The sequence below is a fragment of the Bordetella muralis genome (assembly GCF_054781015.1).
Genome location: NZ_BAAGVF010000005.1, coordinates 123,106 through 142,715 on the forward strand (window position 1 = coordinate 123,106; position 19,610 = coordinate 142,715).

The 19,610-nt window shown below is 60.8% G+C and carries 20 protein-coding genes and 1 pseudogene; 9 read left to right on the forward strand and 12 right to left on the reverse strand.

Annotated elements, in window-relative coordinates; all coding sequences use genetic code 11:
- Positions 1–15 precede the first annotated feature (15 nt).
- Positions 16–708 (forward strand): GntR family transcriptional regulator, encoded by a 693-nt coding sequence (locus ACYVIT_RS10605; protein WP_415807998.1) that lies wholly within the window; start codon positions 16–18, stop codon positions 706–708.
- A 78-nt stretch (positions 709–786) separates the two neighbouring features.
- Here ACYVIT_RS10605 and ACYVIT_RS10610 read toward each other — a convergent pair whose 3' ends face one another.
- From ACYVIT_RS10610 to ACYVIT_RS10630, 5 genes are all read right to left on the reverse strand, one after another.
- Complete coding sequence (locus tag ACYVIT_RS10610; RefSeq protein WP_415807997.1) at positions 787–1,896, reverse strand: porin; 1,110 nt, start codon at positions 1,894–1,896, stop codon at positions 787–789.
- 358 nt (positions 1,897–2,254) lie between these two features.
- Positions 2,255–3,613, reverse strand: a complete 1,359-nt coding sequence (locus ACYVIT_RS10615; RefSeq protein WP_415807996.1) for a PepSY-associated TM helix domain-containing protein — start codon at positions 3,611–3,613, stop codon at positions 2,255–2,257.
- A 57-nt stretch (positions 3,614–3,670) separates the two neighbouring features.
- Entirely contained in the window at positions 3,671–5,806 is a 2,136-nt protein-coding gene (locus ACYVIT_RS10620; RefSeq protein WP_460478194.1) for a TonB-dependent receptor, read from the reverse strand.
- A 56-nt stretch (positions 5,807–5,862) separates the two neighbouring features.
- The gene (locus tag ACYVIT_RS10625) at positions 5,863–6,279 is read right to left on the reverse strand and encodes a DUF2946 family protein (RefSeq protein ID WP_415807995.1); all 417 of its coding nucleotides are present in this window, start codon (positions 6,277–6,279) and stop codon (positions 5,863–5,865) included.
- A gap of 56 nt (positions 6,280–6,335) precedes the next feature.
- The gene (locus tag ACYVIT_RS10630) at positions 6,336–6,599 is read right to left on the reverse strand and encodes a hypothetical protein (protein ID WP_415807994.1); all 264 of its coding nucleotides are present in this window, start codon (positions 6,597–6,599) and stop codon (positions 6,336–6,338) included.
- Positions 6,600–6,873: 274 nt separating this feature from the next.
- Between ACYVIT_RS10630 and ACYVIT_RS10635 the strand changes: the two genes are divergently transcribed.
- Complete coding sequence (locus ACYVIT_RS10635; protein ID WP_415807993.1) at positions 6,874–7,338, forward strand: MarR family winged helix-turn-helix transcriptional regulator; 465 nt, start codon at positions 6,874–6,876, stop codon at positions 7,336–7,338.
- Positions 7,339–7,488: 150 nt separating this feature from the next.
- Positions 7,489–7,911: an organic hydroperoxide resistance protein gene (locus ACYVIT_RS10640; protein ID WP_094822217.1), complete on the forward strand. Its 423-nt coding sequence runs from the start codon at positions 7,489–7,491 to the stop codon at positions 7,909–7,911.
- A gap of 27 nt (positions 7,912–7,938) precedes the next feature.
- Here ACYVIT_RS10640 and ACYVIT_RS10645 read toward each other — a convergent pair whose 3' ends face one another.
- Positions 7,939–8,595 (reverse strand): LysE family translocator, encoded by a 657-nt coding sequence (locus tag ACYVIT_RS10645; protein WP_415807992.1) that lies wholly within the window; start codon positions 8,593–8,595, stop codon positions 7,939–7,941.
- 71 nt (positions 8,596–8,666) lie between these two features.
- On the reverse strand, positions 8,667–9,470 hold the full coding sequence (locus tag ACYVIT_RS10650) for an AraC family transcriptional regulator (RefSeq protein ID WP_460478195.1): 804 nt from the start codon (positions 9,468–9,470) through the stop codon (positions 8,667–8,669).
- Positions 9,471–9,671: 201 nt separating this feature from the next.
- On the opposite strand from ACYVIT_RS10650, the gene ACYVIT_RS10655 reads away from it, so the two are divergent.
- The 4 genes from ACYVIT_RS10655 to ACYVIT_RS10670 all read left to right on the forward strand — a co-directional run bounded on the left by ACYVIT_RS10655 (position 9,672) and on the right by ACYVIT_RS10670 (position 11,369).
- Positions 9,672–9,860 (forward strand): oxidoreductase-like domain-containing protein, encoded by a 189-nt coding sequence (locus ACYVIT_RS10655; RefSeq protein ID WP_415808032.1) that lies wholly within the window; start codon positions 9,672–9,674, stop codon positions 9,858–9,860.
- A gap of 196 nt (positions 9,861–10,056) precedes the next feature.
- On the forward strand, positions 10,057–10,398 hold the full coding sequence (locus tag ACYVIT_RS10660; RefSeq protein WP_415808031.1) for a hypothetical protein: 342 nt from the start codon (positions 10,057–10,059) through the stop codon (positions 10,396–10,398).
- 133 nt (positions 10,399–10,531) lie between these two features.
- Complete coding sequence (locus tag ACYVIT_RS10665; RefSeq protein ID WP_415807990.1) at positions 10,532–11,131, forward strand: NUDIX domain-containing protein; 600 nt, start codon at positions 10,532–10,534, stop codon at positions 11,129–11,131.
- Positions 11,112–11,369 (forward strand): DUF3820 family protein, encoded by a 258-nt coding sequence (locus ACYVIT_RS10670; protein ID WP_415807989.1) that lies wholly within the window; start codon positions 11,112–11,114, stop codon positions 11,367–11,369. The genes ACYVIT_RS10665 and ACYVIT_RS10670 overlap by 20 nt, the downstream gene beginning before the upstream one ends.
- Before the next feature lie 100 nt (positions 11,370–11,469).
- Here ACYVIT_RS10670 and ACYVIT_RS10675 read toward each other — a convergent pair whose 3' ends face one another.
- Together ACYVIT_RS10675 and ACYVIT_RS10680 are read right to left on the reverse strand one after the other, a co-directional pair.
- Positions 11,470–12,636, reverse strand: coding sequence for a hypothetical protein (locus ACYVIT_RS10675; RefSeq protein ID WP_415807988.1), 1,167 nt, complete (start codon positions 12,634–12,636; stop codon positions 11,470–11,472).
- Positions 12,637–12,641: 5 nt separating this feature from the next.
- Positions 12,642–13,370, reverse strand: a complete 729-nt coding sequence (locus ACYVIT_RS10680; RefSeq protein ID WP_415807987.1) for a helix-turn-helix domain-containing protein — start codon at positions 13,368–13,370, stop codon at positions 12,642–12,644.
- Positions 13,371–13,663: 293 nt separating this feature from the next.
- On the opposite strand from ACYVIT_RS10680, the gene clpB reads away from it, so the two are divergent.
- The gene (gene clpB, locus ACYVIT_RS10685) at positions 13,664–16,261 is read left to right on the forward strand and encodes an ATP-dependent chaperone ClpB (protein ID WP_415807986.1); all 2,598 of its coding nucleotides are present in this window, start codon (positions 13,664–13,666) and stop codon (positions 16,259–16,261) included.
- Positions 16,262–16,580: 319 nt separating this feature from the next.
- Here the strand turns inward: clpB and ACYVIT_RS10690 are convergent.
- Positions 16,581–16,802: pseudogene (locus tag ACYVIT_RS10690) on the reverse strand (PepSY-associated TM helix domain-containing protein); the annotation flags it as partial.
- A 64-nt stretch (positions 16,803–16,866) separates the two neighbouring features.
- Between ACYVIT_RS10690 and crcB the strand changes: the two are divergent.
- Positions 16,867–17,256 carry a fluoride efflux transporter CrcB gene (gene crcB, locus ACYVIT_RS10695; RefSeq protein ID WP_415807985.1) on the forward strand — a complete coding sequence of 130 codons (390 nt, stop codon included), beginning with the start codon at positions 16,867–16,869 and terminating at the stop codon, positions 17,254–17,256.
- Positions 17,257–17,419: 163 nt separating this feature from the next.
- Here crcB and hpnE read toward each other — a convergent pair whose 3' ends face one another.
- Both hpnE and hpnD read right to left on the reverse strand, forming a co-directional pair.
- Positions 17,420–18,736, reverse strand: a complete 1,317-nt coding sequence (gene hpnE / locus ACYVIT_RS10700) for a hydroxysqualene dehydroxylase HpnE (protein WP_415807984.1) — start codon at positions 18,734–18,736, stop codon at positions 17,420–17,422.
- Positions 18,733–19,599, reverse strand: a complete 867-nt coding sequence (hpnD, locus tag ACYVIT_RS10705; protein WP_415807983.1) for a presqualene diphosphate synthase HpnD — start codon at positions 19,597–19,599, stop codon at positions 18,733–18,735. Before hpnD ends, hpnE begins: the two co-directional genes overlap by 4 nt.
- Between the last annotated feature and the right edge of the window lie 11 nt (positions 19,600–19,610).

Here is a 19,610-nt window from a genome sequence, read left to right on the forward strand (position 1 = left end):
TTACTTTCTGATCCCATGTCTGATTCGCTGCCTGACGCCTCTATCGAGAGTTCCGGTATTTCCGCCGCCGTGCGCGAGCTCGAAGAAGACATTGTGCTGGGCAGCCTGCATCCGCGTGAGCGTCTGATCGAGGACGAATTGATGCGTCGATTCACGCTCAAGCGTCACGCCGCCCGAGAAGTGCTGGCAGAGTTGGCGCGGCGTGGGCTGGTCGAGCGGCGCAAGAACATCGGCTGCGAGGTCCGGGCATTCGCCGTGCAGGAAGTGCTTGAGTTGTATCAACTGCGAGAGCTGCTTGAGGCCGAGGCGGCCCGCATTTTGCCGTGCCCGTTACCCACCGAGGCCTTGGATCGGTTAAAGGCAATTCAACGCGAACACGACCGAGCGGTGGCCGATGATGACCCGCGTGCGGTGTTTCACACCAATCTGCGGTTTCACGAGACCTTGTTTGGTTTCTGCAATAACAGCGTGCTGCAGCGCGCGATTCAGGAATATGCACGCCAGACGCATGCGATTCGCTTCAGCTCTCTGGTGGACGCCTCGTATCGCGAGCGTGCACGCCTGGAACACTGGGCCATGATCGCGGCGTTGGAAGAGGGACGCCGGGAGGATCTGATTCGGGTATGCCGTGGGCATCTGGCGCCGTCGCGTGATGCGTACCTGGCGGCGAATCGACACTTGAGTCGTCGCGAGCCCGGATCGAATTGACTGGTTTGAATCGGCGGGCTGGGGATTCAGCCCGCCGATGCCGGCAACACGCTGCACAAGCCTGTTGCCGGTTTTGCTTTAGAAGCGGTGACGCAGGCCGACGCCGACAGCCGTGCTCTTCAGACCATCGATGAAGGCATAGTCTTTGCCGTACGAGCCGTAGGCGTACAGGTTGGTACGCTTGGACAGATCGTAGGTGTAGCCCAGGCTCCAGACGTTCATGGTGGAATCGCCACCGGTCAGGCGGTCGTTGGAGGGGTCGACACGCTGCCACGAACCGAAGACGTTGCTGGCGCCGCCGATGGGTACCGTCGCGCCGACCATGTACGAATTGGCCTTGAAGCCATCGACAAAGCGGTTAGAGCCGAATTCGTTGCTGAAGGGCGTGCCCGAATCCAGGTCCTGGCCGGTGAACCAGCCGTCGGTGGTGCGGCCGTAGGCGGCAGCAAGCTTCAGAACTTCGAAGTCGTAGGTGACGCCGACCGCATATTGACGGGGCGTTGCGTTGCTATCGATGTTCGAGGCGCTGTTGCTGGCGTTCAGTTGGTCGTAGGTCAGGGCGACGTTCAACGGACCGTTCAGATAGCGCAGACCGGCGGTGATGCCGCGGGTGTTGTCTGCCGTACGGAAGCCGGTTTCGTTGCTGTTGGTGTCGTCCACATTGAACGAGTAGCCCACGCCGAATTCAAAACCGCTGAACGACGGCGTGCGGTACATCACCATGTTGTCCCAACGGGTGGTGTTCGCTGCGCTGAAGCCCAGACCCAGGTTGGCTTGGGTATAGCTGGTGTAGAACGGGTCGATGTCTGCCAGGTATTTGGAGGACATGTTGGTCTGACGACCGAACTCCAGGGTACCCCAGCTGTCGTTGGCCAAACCGATGGTGGCCTGACGGCCGAACAGACGGCCGTTTTGGGCGCTGTTGCCGTTGCTGGAATCAAAGCCGCTTTCCAGTTGGAATACGGCGCGCAGACCATCGCCCAAGTCTTCGGTACCACGCAAACCCCAGCGCGAACCGGCTTGAATGCCGTTGATCATGCCTACGCGACTGCCACTGTAACCATCGCCTTTGATCTTGTTGTAGCCGATGCCGGTGTCGATGACACCATAGAGAGTGACCGACGTCTCAGCCTGAGCGGCGCCTGCGAAACCAGCCAGCAGTGCAGCGGCGAGTAGCGTCTTTTTCATAAAGAAAATCTCCGTTGAATTGAACAATCAGAGATAACGGCGCAGGTCTTGTTCCAAGGCCTGCGCATTATCCCTGAGGGCTTCATGGTAAAGCATCGATTGCCGCCAAATTCGGAAACTGCAGGATTTTGCGGCTAAAAGTAGTTATTTCTCACGATTTCGCGTCAGGCCTGGAGATGCCTTTTTAGCGCGGGCGCAGCGCCGCAGCGGCCACGACAGCGGCAAGGGTTTTTTTGCGCGTGGCCGTTGTTTTTTTGCATCGAAATGCGGTTCAGGATGGCAGTCTATTCGTGCATGGTGTGCATATTCCGCTTGAATTGCCGACTCAATGCGCAGCAGCGTTTGCTGCGTTTGATGTTCAGCAGACGCTGTCTTTGCTGCGCCGTTGCTGCAGCAAGTCCAGCGCCAGCATGACCAGCAGCGAGGCGCCCACCAGTGGAAAGATGATCCCGCCAATCACCATCAACACCATGACGCCACGCAGCGCACCGCGCGCCGCCGGCATAGGAGGCACGCCCAGGCTGCCCGTTGGGCGCCGCTTCCACCACATGGTCGCGCCCGCCACACACAACAGCACAATAGCGAGACAGGCTGCAAGCAGGATCAATTGATTGGCCAGGCCGAATTCCTGGCCCATATGTACATTGACCCCCCATTCCAGCGTTTTACCCAACGGCCCATAGTCGCCATAGCTCATGTCCAATAGCGGTTGGCCGCTGTATTGATCCAGATGCACGACGCGCTGGCGTGACAGATCGTTGGGGTAGACCGAGGCGGTGTAGACGCCCGTGGCGTTCTGCGGCACGTTGATGGCGTAACCCGGCGCCAGGCCCAGCCGATCGAAAATATTGACAGCGGCGTCCAGGCCGATGGGCTCGCCCACGGTGTGAGCAGGCGTGGATGCGGGCACGCGGGCTTGCTCCAGCGACCATGTTGTGTGTCCCATATGCGCCAGGTGTTCATCCGACATGGGGACGGCTACGCGCACGCCTGCCGGATAGCCAAAGTTGTTGCCATTGGCCCATTGGTTTACCTTGGCGCCCCACACGATGGACCAAGGCATGCCGGTGGTGGCCAGGAACAGAATGAAAAAGCCGACGATCACTCCGGTGACGGCATGCGTGTCGCGCCAGAAGACGCGTTTGGATGGCGTGCTGCGTATGCTGATGACGCCTTGTTTGCGGCCGCGCGGCCACCAAAGGTAGATCCCCGTGAGCACCAGCAGGATGCTCCAGCCTGCCGCGATTTCAATGGCGCCGTTGGCGATCGGGCCAAAGTAGTCCAGACTGTGCAATCGGCGTATGGTCCACATCAACGTGCCGCGTTCAGGGATCGCCCCCAGAACGTGAGCGTCATACGGGTTGACATAAACGCTGAGGCTCGCGCCGGCTGCCGGCTTGATGACGACTTGTGCCGCCGCCTCGGGTGTGGCGGGCGGCAGGTATTTGGCCAGCGTGCCAGGGTAGGCCTGCAAGGCGGCCTGTGTCAATGCAGACGGCGCCAATGCCGGAGTGTCTTGTGCGGGCACCGATTTCAGTTCGCGATACCAGGCGTTCTCGATCTCGTTATGAAACAGATAAAGCGCGCCGGTGACAGACAGCACAATCAGGAAAGGGATGACCAGCAGGCCGGCATAAAAGTGCCAGCGCCAGACAGCCCGATAAACATCGACATGACGGATCGCATCAGTATCTGGTGTGTTTGCTTGAGTGTTCATGATGACGCAGATAGTTGGAGGCCGAATGTCAGCATCCGGCCAGGATTCAGGGATCGCTCAGAACCGATAGTTCGCGGACAATTCGACGCGTCGTCCTGCGCCCAACAGCCATTGCGTCTGGTTGTAGTAGGCGGTCTCGGCGTACTGTTTATCGAATACGTTGTAGGCTCGCAGGGCCAGGCTCAGGTCGCGGCGAGGCTCCCATTGCAGGGCGAGGTTCGTCGTGGTGTAGGCGGCCATCTCGAGCTCGTTGGCGCTGTCGGCATAGCGTTTGCCCACATAGCGCAACCCTGCGCTGGCGGTCCATTGCGGCGCGAAATTCCAGCTCACCCACAGATTGGCCAGTCGCTCGGGCACGTCGGGCGGCACATTGCCTCGTCGAGAGACGGCGGTCCCGTTGGCGCTATCTACATAGTCGTCGTAATGCGCATCCAGGATCGCTCCGTTGAAATCGATGCGCCAATCGTGGGCAATCTCCATGCCTACGGTGAGCTCCAGCCCGCGGCTGGATTGACTGCCGACTTGCACGCGCAATGCAGGGTCATTGGGGTCGCGTGTGACGAGATGATTTTTGCGGATGTGATAGGCCGCCAAGGTCCATTGGCCCTTGTCGTCCCAGAATGTCTGCTTGAGCCCGATCTCGATCTGGCGACCGGTCGAGAGTTCGAAGTCCTTGTTGGCTGGCGACAAGAGCAACAGTCCGCCGACAGGGTCGGCCGCCTCGGCGTATTGTCCGTATATCGCGAGCGTGGGCAATATGTCGTAGACCGATCCGACTCGCCAGCCCACATTGGTAAAGGTGGTGCGATAGGCCGTGGTGCCGGTGACGAGGTCTTCACGCTGCAGATCAATATGGTCATAGCGCACGCCGCCCAATACGGACCATCGCTCGGTGAGCATCAGGCGGTCTTCGGCAAAGAGAGCGTACTGCGTCGCGGTGTTGCGGTAGCGTGGCGAGGTGCCGGCCTCGTTGATGAATTCGCCGTGATCGACATCGTAGGGATCAACCAAGGACGTACCGCTATAAGGCGAGTTGTTGGTATGGGTGAACTTGCTGCGATTGATTTCGGCACCCACCGAGACTTGATTCTGCAAGCCCAATACCTGGCCGCGAAAGGCGGTATCGGCTCGCGCGCCGATTTGCGACTGGTCATGCTGAATCGCCGTGTAGGCACTGCGTTCGATCAGGCCGCTGTCGGGTTGCCAGGTGTAGTTCTCTGCATTGCGATAGTCGCGGTCGCTGCCGATGTAGTAGACGCGTCCACGGACGGTCGTTTGCGCATTGGGCATCCATTCGGTCTGCAGTTCGGTGCGCTGGTCGCGATAGATGATCTTGCTGTCATCGACGTTGTAGTTCTGATGGCGCAAGGAATAATCGATGTCGCCGTCAATCAAGGGTGTACCGAAATAGCGGGTCGGCTCTTGCCACGCATAGGCTTGGGTCAGCGTGAAATTCAGTTCGGGCGAGACGTCGAGCCGCAGTGCCGCGGTGACGGCGGCGTTTTTCGAATCCCCCAGGCTCATGTCGGCATTACTGTGGTTGCCGCTGAGATCCAACCGATACGACCAGCGATCGTCGATCGCACCGCCGCTGCCGAACGCCAGGCGCTGGGTGTCGTGGGTGCCGATTGTGGTCTGGATTTCATTTTCGATCGGGCCACGGGAAGGCTTCTTGGGAATGATGTTGACCACGCCGCCAATCGCCCCCTCGCCATACAGGACCGAGGCGGGGCCGCGCAGGACCTCGATGCGCTCGACTGACCAGGGATCGTAGACAAAGGTCTGGCCCAGGCCACCGTATTGACGCAGTCCGTCGTACAGGATCGCGACCGAATTCGAATCGGTAAAGCCGCGCGCAGAGAGCGACGAGCCGCCGTTGCCAGGATGCCGGAACGCGCTGATGCCGGCCGCTTGCGTGATAGCATCCATCACCGTCACGTCGCCACGTGCGCGCAGTTGCTCATTGGTGATGATTTCCAGGCTGGCGGGGGTCTCAAAGGGCGTGAGTGACAGCGATGATCCGGTTGCGCCGATCTCATTGAGCGTGATGGGGAAGGCGTCGCTGGATACGGAAATAGCGGGCAGCGTGGCGGTCTGGGCTCGGACGCCAGGGCTGGCCAATAGCAGCGCCACGGTCGCGGAAACGACCGTGCGCCGAGGCAGGACGGATGTCCTGACGGAATGGGATGGCATGGAAATTCTCGGTAGAAAGGGCAGGGCCGTCGCGATGCGCGACGGGGAATCAAGCACTAACCGAGTGAGACAGGCGGGGCGCGCGCACCGAGCGGTGCGCTCTGAGGTGAGGTGTCAGCCAGCGCCGGCGGAGCGCGCGCTGCGACTTGCAGCGTGATGGTGCCGGTCGGTACCAGCCCTGGCAGGGAGGGCAAGAGCGGCAATGCGGCCAATGCCACGCCAGCGGGACAGACGGCCGATTGTTCGGCATGTTGAGCGTCTTGGCGCGAGGGGTGATGATCGTGTCCGGCCTTGGATGGGCCTTCGACCCATATCGGACCCGCGGCCGAACACAATTGAATCAGTGTGGCGCTCGGATCAGTCCCAGGCATAAAGCCCTGGGGGACCAGTGCTTTCAGCGCAAATACGCAGAGCGCCAGCCAGACGGCAGCGCGATAGCGTATCGATGTGAAAGCACGGTTTGTGGGATGCATGGTGCTGTAATTCTAAACTACAGCTCTAGCCGGCTGCGGCATGCATTGAGGCGGCTTTATTCGTTAGATTCGTTGTCAGATTGCTGCGTGAACGCACGCACGAGATGCGCGATCTGATCCAGCTCGTCTTGCGCCCCAGTTGCCCAGGCGGGCACGTCAAAGGGGCTGTCCGCGGGCGCGCTGTCAACGTTGGCACGCAAGTCGCCCAGAATGTCCAGCGCCAAGTCGATGGCTTGCGGGTTGCTGCGGGTGGACAGCGCCAGGGCCAGTGCGACGGTCTGACGCATGGCGAGCAAGCGGCCATCAAGTTCTGTTTCCATGGAGAGCCTTTAAGAAAATAGAGTTGAAGAAAAATTGCGGTGCCTCTGCTGGCAAACGCGAGGTCGGCAGGAGGGCAACGGAAAACCTCTCTATTCTACGGATGGCGTCAGGCGCCGCCGAGCCCGCCGCCGGTTTCGTCAATGACGCTCGCCCGGAGGGAGGCCCTGTCTCCCCTGGTATGTTCTCTTGCAGGCGGAGTCGCTATCGAGGCCCTCGTGTCTGTTGCATAAAAATAACTTGCGATTAAATCGTGCGCTATGTATTATTCAATCCATGACGCCTTCATCCCGATCCTCTGCTGCCGATGAGCCATCACTGTTGCTGGACGAGCAACTGTGTTTTGCCCTGCATTCGACGGTGCTGGCGATGAACAAGGTGTATCGTAAGCTCCTGCGCGCGCTGGATCTGACGTATCCGCAATACCTGGTGATGATGGTGCTGTGGGAACAGGATCAGTTGACGTTGACCGACATCGGCCGCCGGCTGTTTTTGGATTCCGCGACCTTGACGCCCTTGCTCAAGCGTATGGAGGCTGCGGGATGGTTGACCCGCACACGCGCCGAGCAGGATGAGCGCCAAGTCATCGTGGCGCTCACGTCCGCAGGGCGCGCGCTGAAACAGAAGGCGGCGCAAGTCCCCGTCGAGGTGTTGTGTGCGACGGAGTGCGCGCCGGATGAGTTGGCCGCATTGAAAGTGCGGTTGGAGCAGTTGCGGGAAAGTTTGATGACGCATGCATGATTGGGCCGGGTGTGCCCTCTGTCTTGTGCCATCAATCTGCCATATATGTAGTGCACGATTAATTTGCTTGCTATTTGTATTCGGTTCTGGCGAGCCGTATGTTGAGTAAATCGCCTGTCGTTTTATCTCTGTTAACTAAAGGAACCTGTCATGTCTCTCGAAAAAGTCGTATACCGTGCCCATGCCAAAGCCACCGGCGGTCGTGATGGCCGTGCTGTCTCGTCGGACAATATCCTGGACGTCAAACTGGCGGTCCCGCGCGAAATGGGCGGCCCTGGCGGCGGCACGAACCCGGAGCAATTGTTTGCCGCGGGCTATTCCGCATGCTTTCTCGGCGCGATGAAGTTCGTCGCAAATCGCGACAAGCTGTCGATTCCGGCGGATGCGTCCATCGAGGGCGCCGTGGGTATCGGGCCTCTGCCCACCGGCTTCGGTATCGAAGTCGAGCTGAAGATCTCGCTGCCGGGTCTGGCACGCGAGCAGGCCGAGGATCTGGTGCAACGCGCGCACATCGTATGCCCGTATTCGAATGCCACTCGCGGCAATATCGATGTCACGCTGACGATCGTGTAACGCGGTCAAGGTGTAGACCGGCCGGCGCTATCGCTCCAGGAACGCGCCGGCCAGCAACCATAATCCGCCCCCCGCAATCAGCAGCAATACGACGCCGGTGATGCGCTCGATCAGCGCGTTATAGCGGGTCATGGCGGCCACGATGGCCGGGTGACCTATGCCCGCGCAGATCAGTAAATCCCAGGCCAATACCACCGCAAACATCCACAGCCCGTAGGCCCATTGCTGCGTAGGCGGTGTATGTTCGCCGGCCAACAGCGAGAACAGGCTGGCATAAAACAGCGCATTTTTGGGGTTCAGAATGCCGGAGCCGAAACCCATGGCAAAGCGCCGGTGCCAAGACGGCGGCACAGCCGTGCCAGCGATAGCCGGACTGTGCAGCGACGCAGCGCCAGTGCGGGCATGACGGAGCAGCGCTGCCCCCAGATACGCGAGATAGAGGCAGCCTGCCGCTTGCAGCAACTGGAAAAGCGCACCAGAGGGGTTCAATGCGGCAAATCCGCCGATCGCCAATATGATGAAGATGCCGTTCGCTGCTGCGATGCCCAGGCAGACGGTGGCAGTGGGACGCCAGCCATGTAGTAACGCGCTGCGGATAATCAAAAAGAAATCAGGGCCGGGGCTGAGCAGCGCCAGGAAATGCGCGCCTGCGACCACGGCGAAGAGTTGCCAAGCGTTTGCCATATTGCCTCTTGTGAGAACGAGGCGATTCTGCAGCGGCAGACGCATGGCGTATTGAAGAAAATTGCAGGGGTTCAGCCGCTCGAGCGTTGATAGAGGCCAGGCGTGGCGGCGACGCGCTGTTTGAAGGCCCTCTGGAAATGACTTTGGTCCGCAAAACCCAGGTCTTGCGCGATGCGGCTCAGGCTCTGGCCACGCCGCAGCAATTGGCGGGCGTGCAGGATGCGCAGATCCAGTTGATAGGCATGCGGCGTCATGCCGGTCGCTGCGCGGAATGCGCGGATGAACTGATAACGGCTCATGCCCGCCATGTCTGCCAGCGCGGCGAGGGATATGTCATGGTTACCGGATTCGTGCAGCGCGGCCATGATGTGTTGGAAGCGGTGCGGCACCAGTGGAGGAGGCGGGGCTGCCAGCGGCAGGCCCAACCATGAACGGCTCCCTACATACAAGATGAGCGCAGACTCCTTGTCGGCGGGCGCGGCGTCTGAAAACAACAGGTCGTTGAGTTCACAGAATCGCTGATAGGCGGGCAGTGCATGGCTCACGGCCGCGTGATCAGGCAGCGCGGCATCCCCATCGTGCTCGGCCAACAACGCGCGAACCCATTGAGCGTCCAGATGCAGCATCTGATAGCTCCATGCCGCGTCGGAATCGGGATTGCAGGCATGCGCGCAATGCGCCGGCACCATGACCAGACTGCCGGCGGCGAGCCGATATGAGGTGTCGCCACACGTAAAGGTGCTATGGCCGCTGTCGACTGTGCCGATCGACATGGTGTCGTGCGTGTGCGTCACGTAGCATGCGCGGCTGTGAACAGCCCGCCGGCTTTCCACGTAGGGCAGTCGCGCGTCGCGCCAAAATTGGGGGTGGGGCATAAAGAGTCGGTAGGACGCTGGGCCGATAGTCAACAGATTATCACTGGCAGCGCAGGCCGCCGTCCATCGGATGATGGGGCGATAATAGTGATTATGAATTCTTCGATACATGCTACCGATATGGACACCGTTGCACAGCGGCCGGGTTCGGCGTTGCCTGGCCTGCATCGTGCGCCTGAAGAGCCTGTATTTCCTGCTGTGATGACGGATGCTGCTGCGCAGGACTCATCTGCTGATGATCCCGAGCCTGTGCCGCCTACCCCTCCCGGCCCTAACGAGTGTTGTCAAAGTGGCTGTATTCCGTGCGTTTACGACATGTATAACGACGAAATGGAAGCTTATCGCGAGGCTTTGCGCGCTTGGCGGGCTCGGCATGCGGAATCATCGTGAATAGCGAGTGCGCGGCCGCTTGAGGCCGGCAACGTCAGGGCTGGAATCAGGGCGGAGATTTTGTTGCGCTTTGGCACCTATTTTTGCGCTCTGGGGCGCGGTGCCAGACGTTACGATAAATGGGTGCCAATGCCTGACGAGGCTGCGCCCTCTCTTCCCCGGCATGAGTGCCGAGGTTTTTCCGGAGCAATAGATGATGAAGACGATCGTAATTTCCAGCTTTACCGCTTTGACTTGCCTGATGGGCACCGTCGGGATGGCGCAGGCTCAACAGATGCATGAGGCTGCGCAGCAGGCGCAGGAATATAGCTATCCCTCGCGCGACGGCAGTTACTCGCCTCCTTCGACCTTGCGCATTACGGAACAGCCGCAGGCTGGTACGGCAGCCCCGTCAGGCGTGGTGCGCGATACCCCGGAGAGCCTGGCCCAATACGAGCGCTGCCGCAACAACGCCGATCGTGCGGCGGTCGATCGCGCACAACTGCAAAACGAAGTTGCTGCATGTCTGCGTGAACTGGAAGCGCGTCGTCAACAATAAAGCACCGGGATGGTAAGCTGATTGTTTCGACACGTTGATGTGCCCGGAGCCGAGAGCAATTTCGGTTTTTGACTGCACCGTCAATGCGTTTGATGCGATCGCATTTCCATCCGTTTTTGTTTTTTTGCTACTCATGAACGCTGCCGACGACGCCCACTTGATTGAAACGCTGGTTGATAGCCAGTCCCTTTGCGAAGGCAGCTTTATCAAAGCACGTTGCGATACGGTCCGCCTGCCCGATGGCAGGCAGGCCACGCGCGAGTACATCGTGCATCCGGGCGCCGTGGTGATCATTCCGTTGCTCGACGATGGGCGCGTGTTGATGGAGCGGCAGTTCCGTTATCCTGTGGGACAGGTGATGACCGAGTTCCCGGCGGGCAAGCTCGATCCTGGCGAGGATCCGTTGGCGTGTGCAAAGCGCGAACTGCTCGAGGAAACAGGCTACACCGCCAAGGAATGGGCCAGCGCGGGGGCGATGCATCTGGCGATCGCCTATTCGACCGAGATCATCCATATCTTCTTCGCGCGCGGGCTGGTCGCTGGCACGGCCCAGCTCGATCAGGACGAGTTCCTGGAGGTGCGCGCTACGGCGCCTGACGAATTGGCCGACGCTTGCCGCAGTGGCCGCGTGACGGATGCCAAGACGCTGACGTGCACGCTGTGGCTGCAAAATGTGCTGGCCGGAAATTGGCCGTTGGATTGGCAGCCGCACGATGAATCCAGAAGATCTTGAACGTCTCGTCACGCTGGAGATGCCGTTCGGCAAATATCAGGGGCGTTTAATCGCAGATCTGCCGGGACCTTATTTGGCGTGGTTTGCGCGCAAGGGATTTCCGCCTGGGCAGATCGGCAGGTTATTGGCGTTGATGCACGAGTTGGACCACAATGGTCTGTCGGCGTTGCTGCAACCGCTGCGCCAACAGGCCGGGACAGGCAGCAAGCCGAAGGTGGCGGCTAAAGTCCAGGCATGATTATCTTGCTGGTGGCAGCGGGCCCTGTGTTGGCTCGATGGCTTTGCCGGCGGCAGCAATCAAGCAGGGGCAGGCTCGGCAACTTCGCCAGCAACCGGGCTCAGGGGGCTGGCGTAATGGCTTCGCACGAGGCCGCGCGCTCTGCAATGCGTGCGTCGTGACCCAGCAAGGCCTGTGTGCCGCATTGAGAGCCGAACATCGCCGTGGCGTCGTGTCCGACGCCCATGACTCGCTGTGGCGTGTGCGTGAGGTTGATGGGCGAGCTGCCCCGGTGTGCCAGCAGGTGGTCATAGCGCAGATAGCCCAGGCCACGCGACAGCCGGGTGGCACCCTGAGCCTCGGCGGCGCAATGTTTGTCCAACCCGTGATCTTCGGGATTGTTGTCCGCGCCGCCCAATAGATAGACCACATCGCGCGAGGCGTAACGCACGTACAGGCTGGCAGGGCCGGGGTCGCTGGCGTAGGCAGGAAACTGTTGCGGGCCGTAGGGGTATTGGTTATAGGTCGGGCAAATGCCCCGCTCGTAAGAGGCATAGCCCCCGCTGGTGCGGCGAGGGCGCTCAGCTGTCAGGTACAGATAGGAAGGCGCGTTTGCCACGACATAGCGCAGCCCCAAGCCCTCGCGGCGCACGGTGCCGTCCAGGTCATTGAGGATCGCATAGCGCTGCAGCAACTGCGCGCCGCTGCCATGCGCGGCCAGCACGATGTCGGAGAGTGCCGGGATCGCTTTGCGATCGGCCGACCATTTCACAATATCGTCGAGCACTTGAAACGCGCTGATCGGCCCCGGGCGCCCCGAAGCCTGGATGCTCTTGCCACCGACTTCCCAACTGGATTTGCGCCAGGCAGGGAGTTTCGCAAAGTCGGCATCGACGGAGGTGGGAAACTCCAGGGCCAGAACCAGCGTATCGGTTTTGTGGGCGGGATCGCGGTTAACGAGGGCTTCGATATCCTGGTAGTGCTGCCCGGCATCGCGGCGGGCGCCTGGCAGCACGACGATGACGCGGCGTATGCTTTTCAGGCCTTTGCCGAGTTTGTGGTTGGCATAGACCGGCATGCGGTAGGTGTGCTTGGCCTCGCCCAACGTCAGATATTGCCATGCGGGCAGCGGGCGCGGCCCTTTGGGCAGCGGTTCATCGTAGTTGTAAGGCGGAGGCAGGGGCGTTTGGGCCACGGCAGCGCCCCCAACCAGCGTCAATGCCAGCATCAGCGCCATCATCGCCCAGCCAGATGAGCCCGGGTGTGACGGGAGGCGAGGCACGAGCATCGCTCTCAGCAACGTTCCTGCCCTAATCGTTGCTGCAGCGCGGGGATGTCCAGCAATTGGACTTCGCGTTGACGAATTGCGATCAGGTTTTCGCGTGCCAGGCGCGAAAACAGTCGACTGGTGGTCTCTAGGGTCAGTCCGAGAAAGTTGCCGATTTCCTCACGGGTCATGCGCAGCACGAATTCGGTGGAAGAATATCCGAGTGCGGCATAGCGTTGCGACAGATTGAGCAAAAAGCCCGCCAGGCGCTGTTCGGATTGCAGGCTGCCCAGCGAGGCCAGCATCTGATACGAGCGTTCCAGTTCGCGGCTCATGAGGCGGCGCATCTGATGTTGCAGCGAGGGCAGTTGGGCGGCGATATGATCGATTTGAGACAGACGGATGACACAAACCTCGGCGTCTTCCATGGCCAGCGCGGTAGAGACATGCTGTCCTTGCAGCATGCCGTCCAGGCCTATCATTTCTCCCGGCAGGTGAAAGCCGGTAATCTGCATATGTCCGGCTGCGTCTTCGATCTGGGTTTTGACGCTGCCGTAGCGTACGCTGTATACCGCGTCCAATTTGTCTTGCTGGGTGTAGAGCGTCGCGCCCTTGGGCAGGCGGATGCGTTCTTGCACGAGCTTGTCCAGTTGCTGAACGTCGGCGGCGGCCATCCCGACGGGAACGCAGACGTGGCCCAGCATGCATGTCGAGCAGTTGGACGATTCTGGTGACAGGGGAACACGTTTTTGCATAGAGTGGGCTGCGAGTGGTGCGGTGCCTCGCGCAGACGCAAGGACATGAACGAGCTGTACCCTATTGTAAGCGCCACCGAAGGCGGCTCCGTGTGAATGGGTCCCGCGACTGCGGGAACCGTGCAGTCGAGGAGGAATTGGATTGTTACATATTGTGCAATCGTGCTGAAATTCCCACGTTTTGGGGCCTGAAAGGCCTTGAAAAAACGATCAACATCCGCACATGTTATTCATCGAGCCAAGCCGCGTAGCAGTTCCGGTCAGGCTCCCCATCAAGCCTAACGACAACTCTTATGCGATTCGACAAACTGACGACTAAATTCCAGCAGGCTTTGGCTGATGCGCAAAGCTTGGCTGCTCGCAACGACCATCCCTATATCGAGCCCGTGCATGTGCTCTCGGCGCTGCTGTCTGACGCAGACAGCGGGGCAGGCAGCTTGCTGGCGCGCGCAGGTGTCGCGGTGAACCGCGTGCCGGCCGCGTTGGACGCTGCGTTGAAAGCGCTGCCTCAAGTGCAGGGTAACGACAACGTGCAGGTCGGGCGCGACCTGCAGGCGGTGCTGACGCGCACCGACAAAGAAGCCGCGCGGCGTGGCGATACGTACATTGCCAGCGAATTGTTTTTGCTGGCGCTGGCTGACGACAAAGGTCCGGCCGGCACGATCCTGCGCGATGCCGGTTTGCAAAAGAAAGCGCTTGAGGCTGCGATTGACGCTGTGCGTGGAGGCGAAAACGTCTCTGCCGCCGAGGGCGAATCCAATCGTGAGGCCCTGGCCAAATACACCTTGGACCTGACCGAGCGCGCCCGCGAAGGCAAACTCGATCCCGTGATCGGCCGTGATGATGAAATCCGCCGCACGATTCAGATCCTGCAGCGCCGCACCAAGAACAACCCCGTGCTGATCGGCGAACCCGGTGTGGGCAAGACCGCCATCGTCGAGGGCTTGGCGCAACGCATCGTGAATGACGAAGTCCCCGAGACTCTGCGCGGCAAGCGGGTGTTGTCGCTCGACCTGGCGGCGCTGTTGGCAGGCGCCAAGTTCCGTGGCGAGTTCGAAGAGCGTCTGAAAGCCGTGCTGAAAGAGCTGGCGCAAGACGACGGCCAGAACATCGTGTTTATCGATGAGTTGCACACTATGGTGGGCGCCGGCAAGGCCGAGGGTGCGATGGATGCGGGCAATATGCTCAAGCCGGCGTTGGCGCGTGGCGAGTTGCATTGCATCGGCGCAACGACGTTGGACGAGTATCGCAAATACATTGAAAAGGACGCCGCGCTGGAGCGCCGATTCCAGAAGGTGTTGGTCAACGAGCCCGATGTCGAGTCGACGATCGCGATCCTGCGCGGGTTGCAGGAACGCTACGAGATCCACCACGGTGTCGAAATCACCGACCCTGCGATTGTGGCCGCCGCCGAGTTGTCGCATCGCTACATCACAGACCGTTTCCTGCCGGACAAGGCCATCGATTTGATCGACGAAGCAGGGGCGCGTATTCGTATGGAGATCGACTCCAAGCCCGAGGTCATGGATCGTCTGGATCGACGCATCATTCAGTTGAAGATCGAACGCGAAGCCGTACGCAAGGAAACCGATGACGGGTCCAAGCGCCGCCTGGCCGTGATCGAAGAGGAACTCGAAAAGCTGCAACGCGAGTACAACGACTTCGAGGAAATCTGGAAAGCCGAAAAGGCCGCTGTACAAGGCACGCAAGCCATCAAGGAAGAAATCGACCGCGTGCGCGCCGAGATGGCCGAATTGCAACGCAAGGGGCAATTCGACAAACTGGCCGAGCTGCAATACGGCAAGCTGCCCGAGCTGGAGGCGCGTTTGAGCGCGGCCGACAATGCCGAGCAGCAAGGCGAGCAGTCCGAATCGGATAAGCCTCGTTTGCTGCGTACGCAAGTCGGCGCCGAGGAAATCGCCGAGGTCGTGTCGCGCGCGACGGGTATCCCCGTGGCCAAGATGATGCAGGGCGAGCGCGAAAAATTGCTGCAAATGGAAGACTATCTGCACAAGCGCGTGGTGGGGCAGGACGAAGCTGTCCGGCTGGTCTCCGATGCGATTCGCCGCTCGCGTGCAGGTCTGGCGGATCCTTCGCGTCCGTATGGGTCATTCCTGTTCCTCGGGCCGACCGGTGTGGGCAAGACCGAACTGACGCGTGCGTTGGCGGACTTCTTGTTCGATTCCGAGGAACATCTGATTCGTATCGACATGAGTGAGTTCATGGAAAAACACTCCGTCGCGCGTTTGATCGGTGCGCCACCGGGATATGTGGGCTACGAAGAGGGCGGTTACCTGACCGAGGCGGTACGCCGCAAGCCGTACAGCGTGGTGTTGCTGGACGAGGTGGAAAAAGCCCACCCCGATGTGTTCAACGTGCTGCTGCAAGTCCTGGACGATGGTCGTCTGACCGATGGTCAAGGCCGTACGGTGGATTTCCGCAATACGGTGATTGTGATGACATCCAACCTGGGGTCGCAACATATCCAGAGCATGGCGGGACAGCCTTACGAAGTGATCAAGGAGGTCGTGTGGGATGAGCTGAAGCAGTCGTTCCGTCCGGAGTTCTTGAACCGTATCGACGAGGTAGTGGTATTCCACGGACTGGAAGCACAGCACATCGAGTCGATTGCACGGATTCAGCTCAAGCGTCTGGCAGATCGTCTGGAGCGGCAGGAAATGCGCCTGGAGGTGTCCGATGCGGCATTGACCGAGTTGGCGCGTGCCGGGTTCGATCCTGTGTTCGGTGCTCGACCGCTGAAGCGCGCGATCCAGCAGCAGATCGAAAACCCGGTCGCCAAGCTGATCCTCGAAGGCGACTTCGGGCCGCGCGATGTGGTGCCGGTCGATTGGCAAGACGGCAAGTTCGTGTTCACGCGCACGTTGCAGTGATTGAACTGGCGTCATGGAAAAGGGCAACGCGATGTCGCGTTGCCCTTTTTTGTTGCCGGGCCGCCCCAAGACAAAAATGCCCCCTTGGGGGGCAGCAAGCCGAAGGCGCGGCGTGGGGGTCTCATCCGTTGCCGGGCCGCCCCAAGACAAAAATACCCCCTTGGGGGGCAGCAAGCCGAAGGCGCGGCGTGGGGGTCTCATCCGTTGCCGGGCCGCCCCAAGACAAAAATGCCCCCTTGGGGGACAGCAAGCCGAAGGCGCGGCGTGGGGGTCTCGTCCGTTGCCGGGCCGCCCCAAGAAGGACGCATGTTTTTATCCGAGGTGTCGACGCCTTGAGCTCGGCCAGCAGCGCGGCGGGCAGTTGTGCGTCGTGTGTCGTGACCGCCGGGTTGACGCTGATCGACGAGGCGTTATTGAGCGTCAATCCGGTGATAGCGAACAACAACATGCCCAAGAGGCATAATGCGGAACTGATCCAATGCCATTGGTGTAGTGTCTTGAGCCAGTAGGCTCGTCAGCGAGAGGCGGGTTGACTGTCCATGACCAATATTGCACTAAGGCTGCGGATTCTAGTACTTAAATGAGAATGGGTCTCAAATATAAAAATGCAATCGCTGATTCCACTTAACGTTCTGGCCGTGTCGGTCGGAGCCGCTTTCGGGGCGTGCGCGCGTTGGTTGCTGGGGGTGTGGCTGAATACCTCCTCCGGTTGGCCGTGGGGCACGTTGCTCGTCAATCTGATCGGGGGCTATTTGATTGGCGTGGCCCTGGCGGTATTGCTGGCGCACCCGGAATGGCCACAATGGGTGCGCTTGGCGGCCGTGACGGGATTCCTGGGCGGATTGACCACGTTTTCGACGTTTTCGGCGGAAACGGTGGCAATGCTGGAGCGTGGGGCTTATGGCGCAGCGTTGGGTTATGCGGCCGTGAGCCTGATCGGTTCGCTCGCGTTGACGGCGCTGGGATTGGCCAGCGCTCATGCGGTGCTGCGCTGAGGAAAATGAGGGGCGTTTGCGCCTGCCGGTAAGGGCGTAGCGTTCAGCGCCTAACGCGCGTACTCGTCCCAGGAGCCAGCCAGGTGCGCGAATTCGAGTTGCGTTTGGGTTCGCGCGCGCCGCCATATCCGCGCCGGCTTGGTGAGCATCAGCATCCGATTGATCATCGTGCCAGCAGAACCTGGGCCGCCTTGAGCCCACTGCGCACCGCTCCTTCCAGCACGCCCGGATAGCCTGTGTCAGTCCAGTCGCCCGCCAGCGCCAGGGTTGGCCAAGGCGTCGTGTTCAGGGGGCGTTTCAGTCCAGGCACGGCGGCAAAGGTGGCGCGCTTTTCAATGAATAGCTCGGCCGCATCGGTGGCAGGCATGGGCGCCAATCGTGACGGATGGCGCGCGGCCTGTTCGGCCACCTGTGCGGTCAGGTTGGCAATGATGGTGTCGCGATCATCCTCGGCCAGGTCGTGGGCTGCGCTGGTCACGATCGCCAGCTCTGCGCCGGGGCTGTTGCGAGTCAGACGCGAGCGATCAAATATCCATTGGCCGAAATGGCCGCGGGCTTTGTCCTCGCGCAATTGCATCATGGGTTCCGGCAACGGCCAGGGGGACGCCAGTCTCAGGTTCAATGTGGCGATCGGCATGTAGTCGAACGCTTGCAGGGCTTTGAGCAGGCCTGGCGTGTTGGCGTCTACCAGGGCGTCCTCGAGCAGGCGCGCGGCAACCGACGGGGGAACGGCGAGCACCGCCGTATCGAAGCGTTCCCGATTGACATCGACGCCGTGCGCCGAGGGGGCTAAATGCCGCACGGTCGCGCCATAACGCATGGTGGCGCGCAGGGCGACGGCATCCGGCCACAGCGCCGACAGGTCTACACAGGGCAATAGCAGATCGCTGTTGTGGCGGTGGCCGTTCAGGCTGTCTTGCAAAATACGGGCGTACAGGGTCGCACTGGCTTCACCCAGCGGCGTGTTCAGCGCCGCCAAACAAAGGGGCTCCCATACGCACCGGATCAGCGGTTCGGGTTGCTGAAAATGCGCCATCAACTGGGCCACCGTCCAGTCCCGTGGCGGGTGCCAGGCCATTTTTTTCAAGCCATACATCAAGCGTACAGCGGCAAAACGGCTATTCCAGGACAGACCACGGGCCGTGAGCAGGGCGACTGCAGCATGCAGGGGCGCGGGCAGGGCCGGCGCCGACAGGCGGAACTGTCCGTCCAGGCTGCTCAGCCGTAGCGACCGGCGCATGAGCAGCGTGGCGGGGTTGCGGCCCAGTCGGCGCATCAGTGCCAAAGTCTGATCATAGGCGCCCAGCAGAATATGCTGGCCATTGTCCAGATGGCCGCCGAACTCCGGATGCACCACGCGCCGTGCGCGTCCGCCAGGAGTACGGCCTGCCTCGAATACGGTAACTTGCGCGCCGGCGTCGCGCAGAGCGGCACAGGCGGCGAGCCCGGCCCATCCGGCGCCGATGACGGCGGCCTTCATCGTGCTGCCAGGCGACGCACCAGGCCGCGGCCGCCGCTGACCCAGGTTTTCCAGGCCAGCCAGAGTTTGCGCAATGGCGTCAGCGAAATCCGCTGATGCAGCACTTGCCAGTTGTCGCGTTCGATCTCGTCCAGGAGCGCATGGTAGATCGCCGCCATCATCAAGCCAGGGCGCTGCGCGCGGCGATCCGCTTCGGGCAGGCTCTGCATCGCTTCTTTGTAGAGCTGCCGGGCGCGATCGGCCTGGAATGCCATCAGCGCAGAGAATTGGTCGGAATACGTACCGTTCAGAATGTCGGCGGCTTTGACTTCGAACTGCTGCAATTCGTTGATAGGCAAGTAGATGCGGCCGCGTCGCGCGTCGTCGCCGACGTCCCGGATGATATTGGTGAGCTGGAACGCCAGCCCCAATTTGCTGGCGTATTCCATGGTGCGCGGATCGCTATAGCCGAATACCCCGGCGGACAATTCGCCCACGACGCCGGCGGCGTGCCAGCAGTATTTGCGCAGGCCAGGCCAGTCCAGGTAGCGGGTCTGGTCGAGGTCCATTTCCATGCCGTCGATGACTGCCAGCATGCGCTCGCGTGCGATGCCGCAGGGCTCCAGGTGTGGTTGCAGCGCCCGCATCACCGGATGTTCGGCCTGTCCTGCGAACAATTGATCGACCTGTGTTCTCCACCAAGTGAGCTTGATGCGTGCAACGGACGGATCCGTGCATTCGTCGACCACGTCGTCCACCTCGCGGCAGAACGCATACAGCGCCGTGATGGCGCGGCGGCGTTCGGGGGGCAGGAACAGGAACGAATAGTAAAAGCTCGAACCGCTTTTGGCGGCTTTTTCCTGGCAATATTCGTCAGGCGTCATAAATTTGGTAG

What these genes read in the sequence shown, in the direction of transcription:
- ACYVIT_RS10605 (WP_415807998.1), top strand. Translation starts at nt 16, where the DNA reads ATGTCTGATTCGCTGCCTGACGCCTCTATCGAGAGTTCCGGTATTTCC.
- ACYVIT_RS10610 (WP_415807997.1), bottom strand. Translation starts at nt 1,896, where the DNA reads ATGAAAAAGACGCTACTCGCCGCTGCACTGCTGGCTGGTTTCGCAGGC.
- ACYVIT_RS10615 (WP_415807996.1), bottom strand. Translation starts at nt 3,613, where the DNA reads ATGAACACTCAAGCAAACACACCAGATACTGATGCGATCCGTCATGTC.
- ACYVIT_RS10620 (WP_460478194.1), bottom strand. Translation starts at nt 5,806, where the DNA reads ATGCCATCCCATTCCGTCAGGACATCCGTCCTGCCTCGGCGCACGGTC.
- ACYVIT_RS10625 (WP_415807995.1), bottom strand. Translation starts at nt 6,279, where the DNA reads ATGCATCCCACAAACCGTGCTTTCACATCGATACGCTATCGCGCTGCC.
- ACYVIT_RS10630 (WP_415807994.1), bottom strand. Translation starts at nt 6,599, where the DNA reads ATGGAAACAGAACTTGATGGCCGCTTGCTCGCCATGCGTCAGACCGTC.
- ACYVIT_RS10635 (WP_415807993.1), top strand. Translation starts at nt 6,874, where the DNA reads ATGACGCCTTCATCCCGATCCTCTGCTGCCGATGAGCCATCACTGTTG.
- ACYVIT_RS10640 (WP_094822217.1), top strand. Translation starts at nt 7,489, where the DNA reads ATGTCTCTCGAAAAAGTCGTATACCGTGCCCATGCCAAAGCCACCGGC.
- ACYVIT_RS10645 (WP_415807992.1), bottom strand. Translation starts at nt 8,595, where the DNA reads ATGGCAAACGCTTGGCAACTCTTCGCCGTGGTCGCAGGCGCGCATTTC.
- ACYVIT_RS10650 (WP_460478195.1), bottom strand. Translation starts at nt 9,470, where the DNA reads ATGCCCCACCCCCAATTTTGGCGCGACGCGCGACTGCCCTACGTGGAA.
- ACYVIT_RS10655 (WP_415808032.1), top strand. Translation starts at nt 9,672, where the DNA reads ATGACGGATGCTGCTGCGCAGGACTCATCTGCTGATGATCCCGAGCCT.
- ACYVIT_RS10660 (WP_415808031.1), top strand. Translation starts at nt 10,057, where the DNA reads ATGAAGACGATCGTAATTTCCAGCTTTACCGCTTTGACTTGCCTGATG.
- ACYVIT_RS10665 (WP_415807990.1), top strand. Translation starts at nt 10,532, where the DNA reads ATGAACGCTGCCGACGACGCCCACTTGATTGAAACGCTGGTTGATAGC.
- ACYVIT_RS10670 (WP_415807989.1), top strand. Translation starts at nt 11,112, where the DNA reads ATGAATCCAGAAGATCTTGAACGTCTCGTCACGCTGGAGATGCCGTTC.
- ACYVIT_RS10675 (WP_415807988.1), bottom strand. Translation starts at nt 12,636, where the DNA reads ATGCTCGTGCCTCGCCTCCCGTCACACCCGGGCTCATCTGGCTGGGCG.
- ACYVIT_RS10680 (WP_415807987.1), bottom strand. Translation starts at nt 13,370, where the DNA reads ATGCAAAAACGTGTTCCCCTGTCACCAGAATCGTCCAACTGCTCGACA.
- clpB (WP_415807986.1), top strand. Translation starts at nt 13,664, where the DNA reads ATGCGATTCGACAAACTGACGACTAAATTCCAGCAGGCTTTGGCTGAT.
- crcB (WP_415807985.1), top strand. Translation starts at nt 16,867, where the DNA reads ATGCAATCGCTGATTCCACTTAACGTTCTGGCCGTGTCGGTCGGAGCC.
- hpnE (WP_415807984.1), bottom strand. Translation starts at nt 18,736, where the DNA reads ATGAAGGCCGCCGTCATCGGCGCCGGATGGGCCGGGCTCGCCGCCTGT.
- hpnD (WP_415807983.1), bottom strand. Translation starts at nt 19,599, where the DNA reads ATGACGCCTGACGAATATTGCCAGGAAAAAGCCGCCAAAAGCGGTTCG.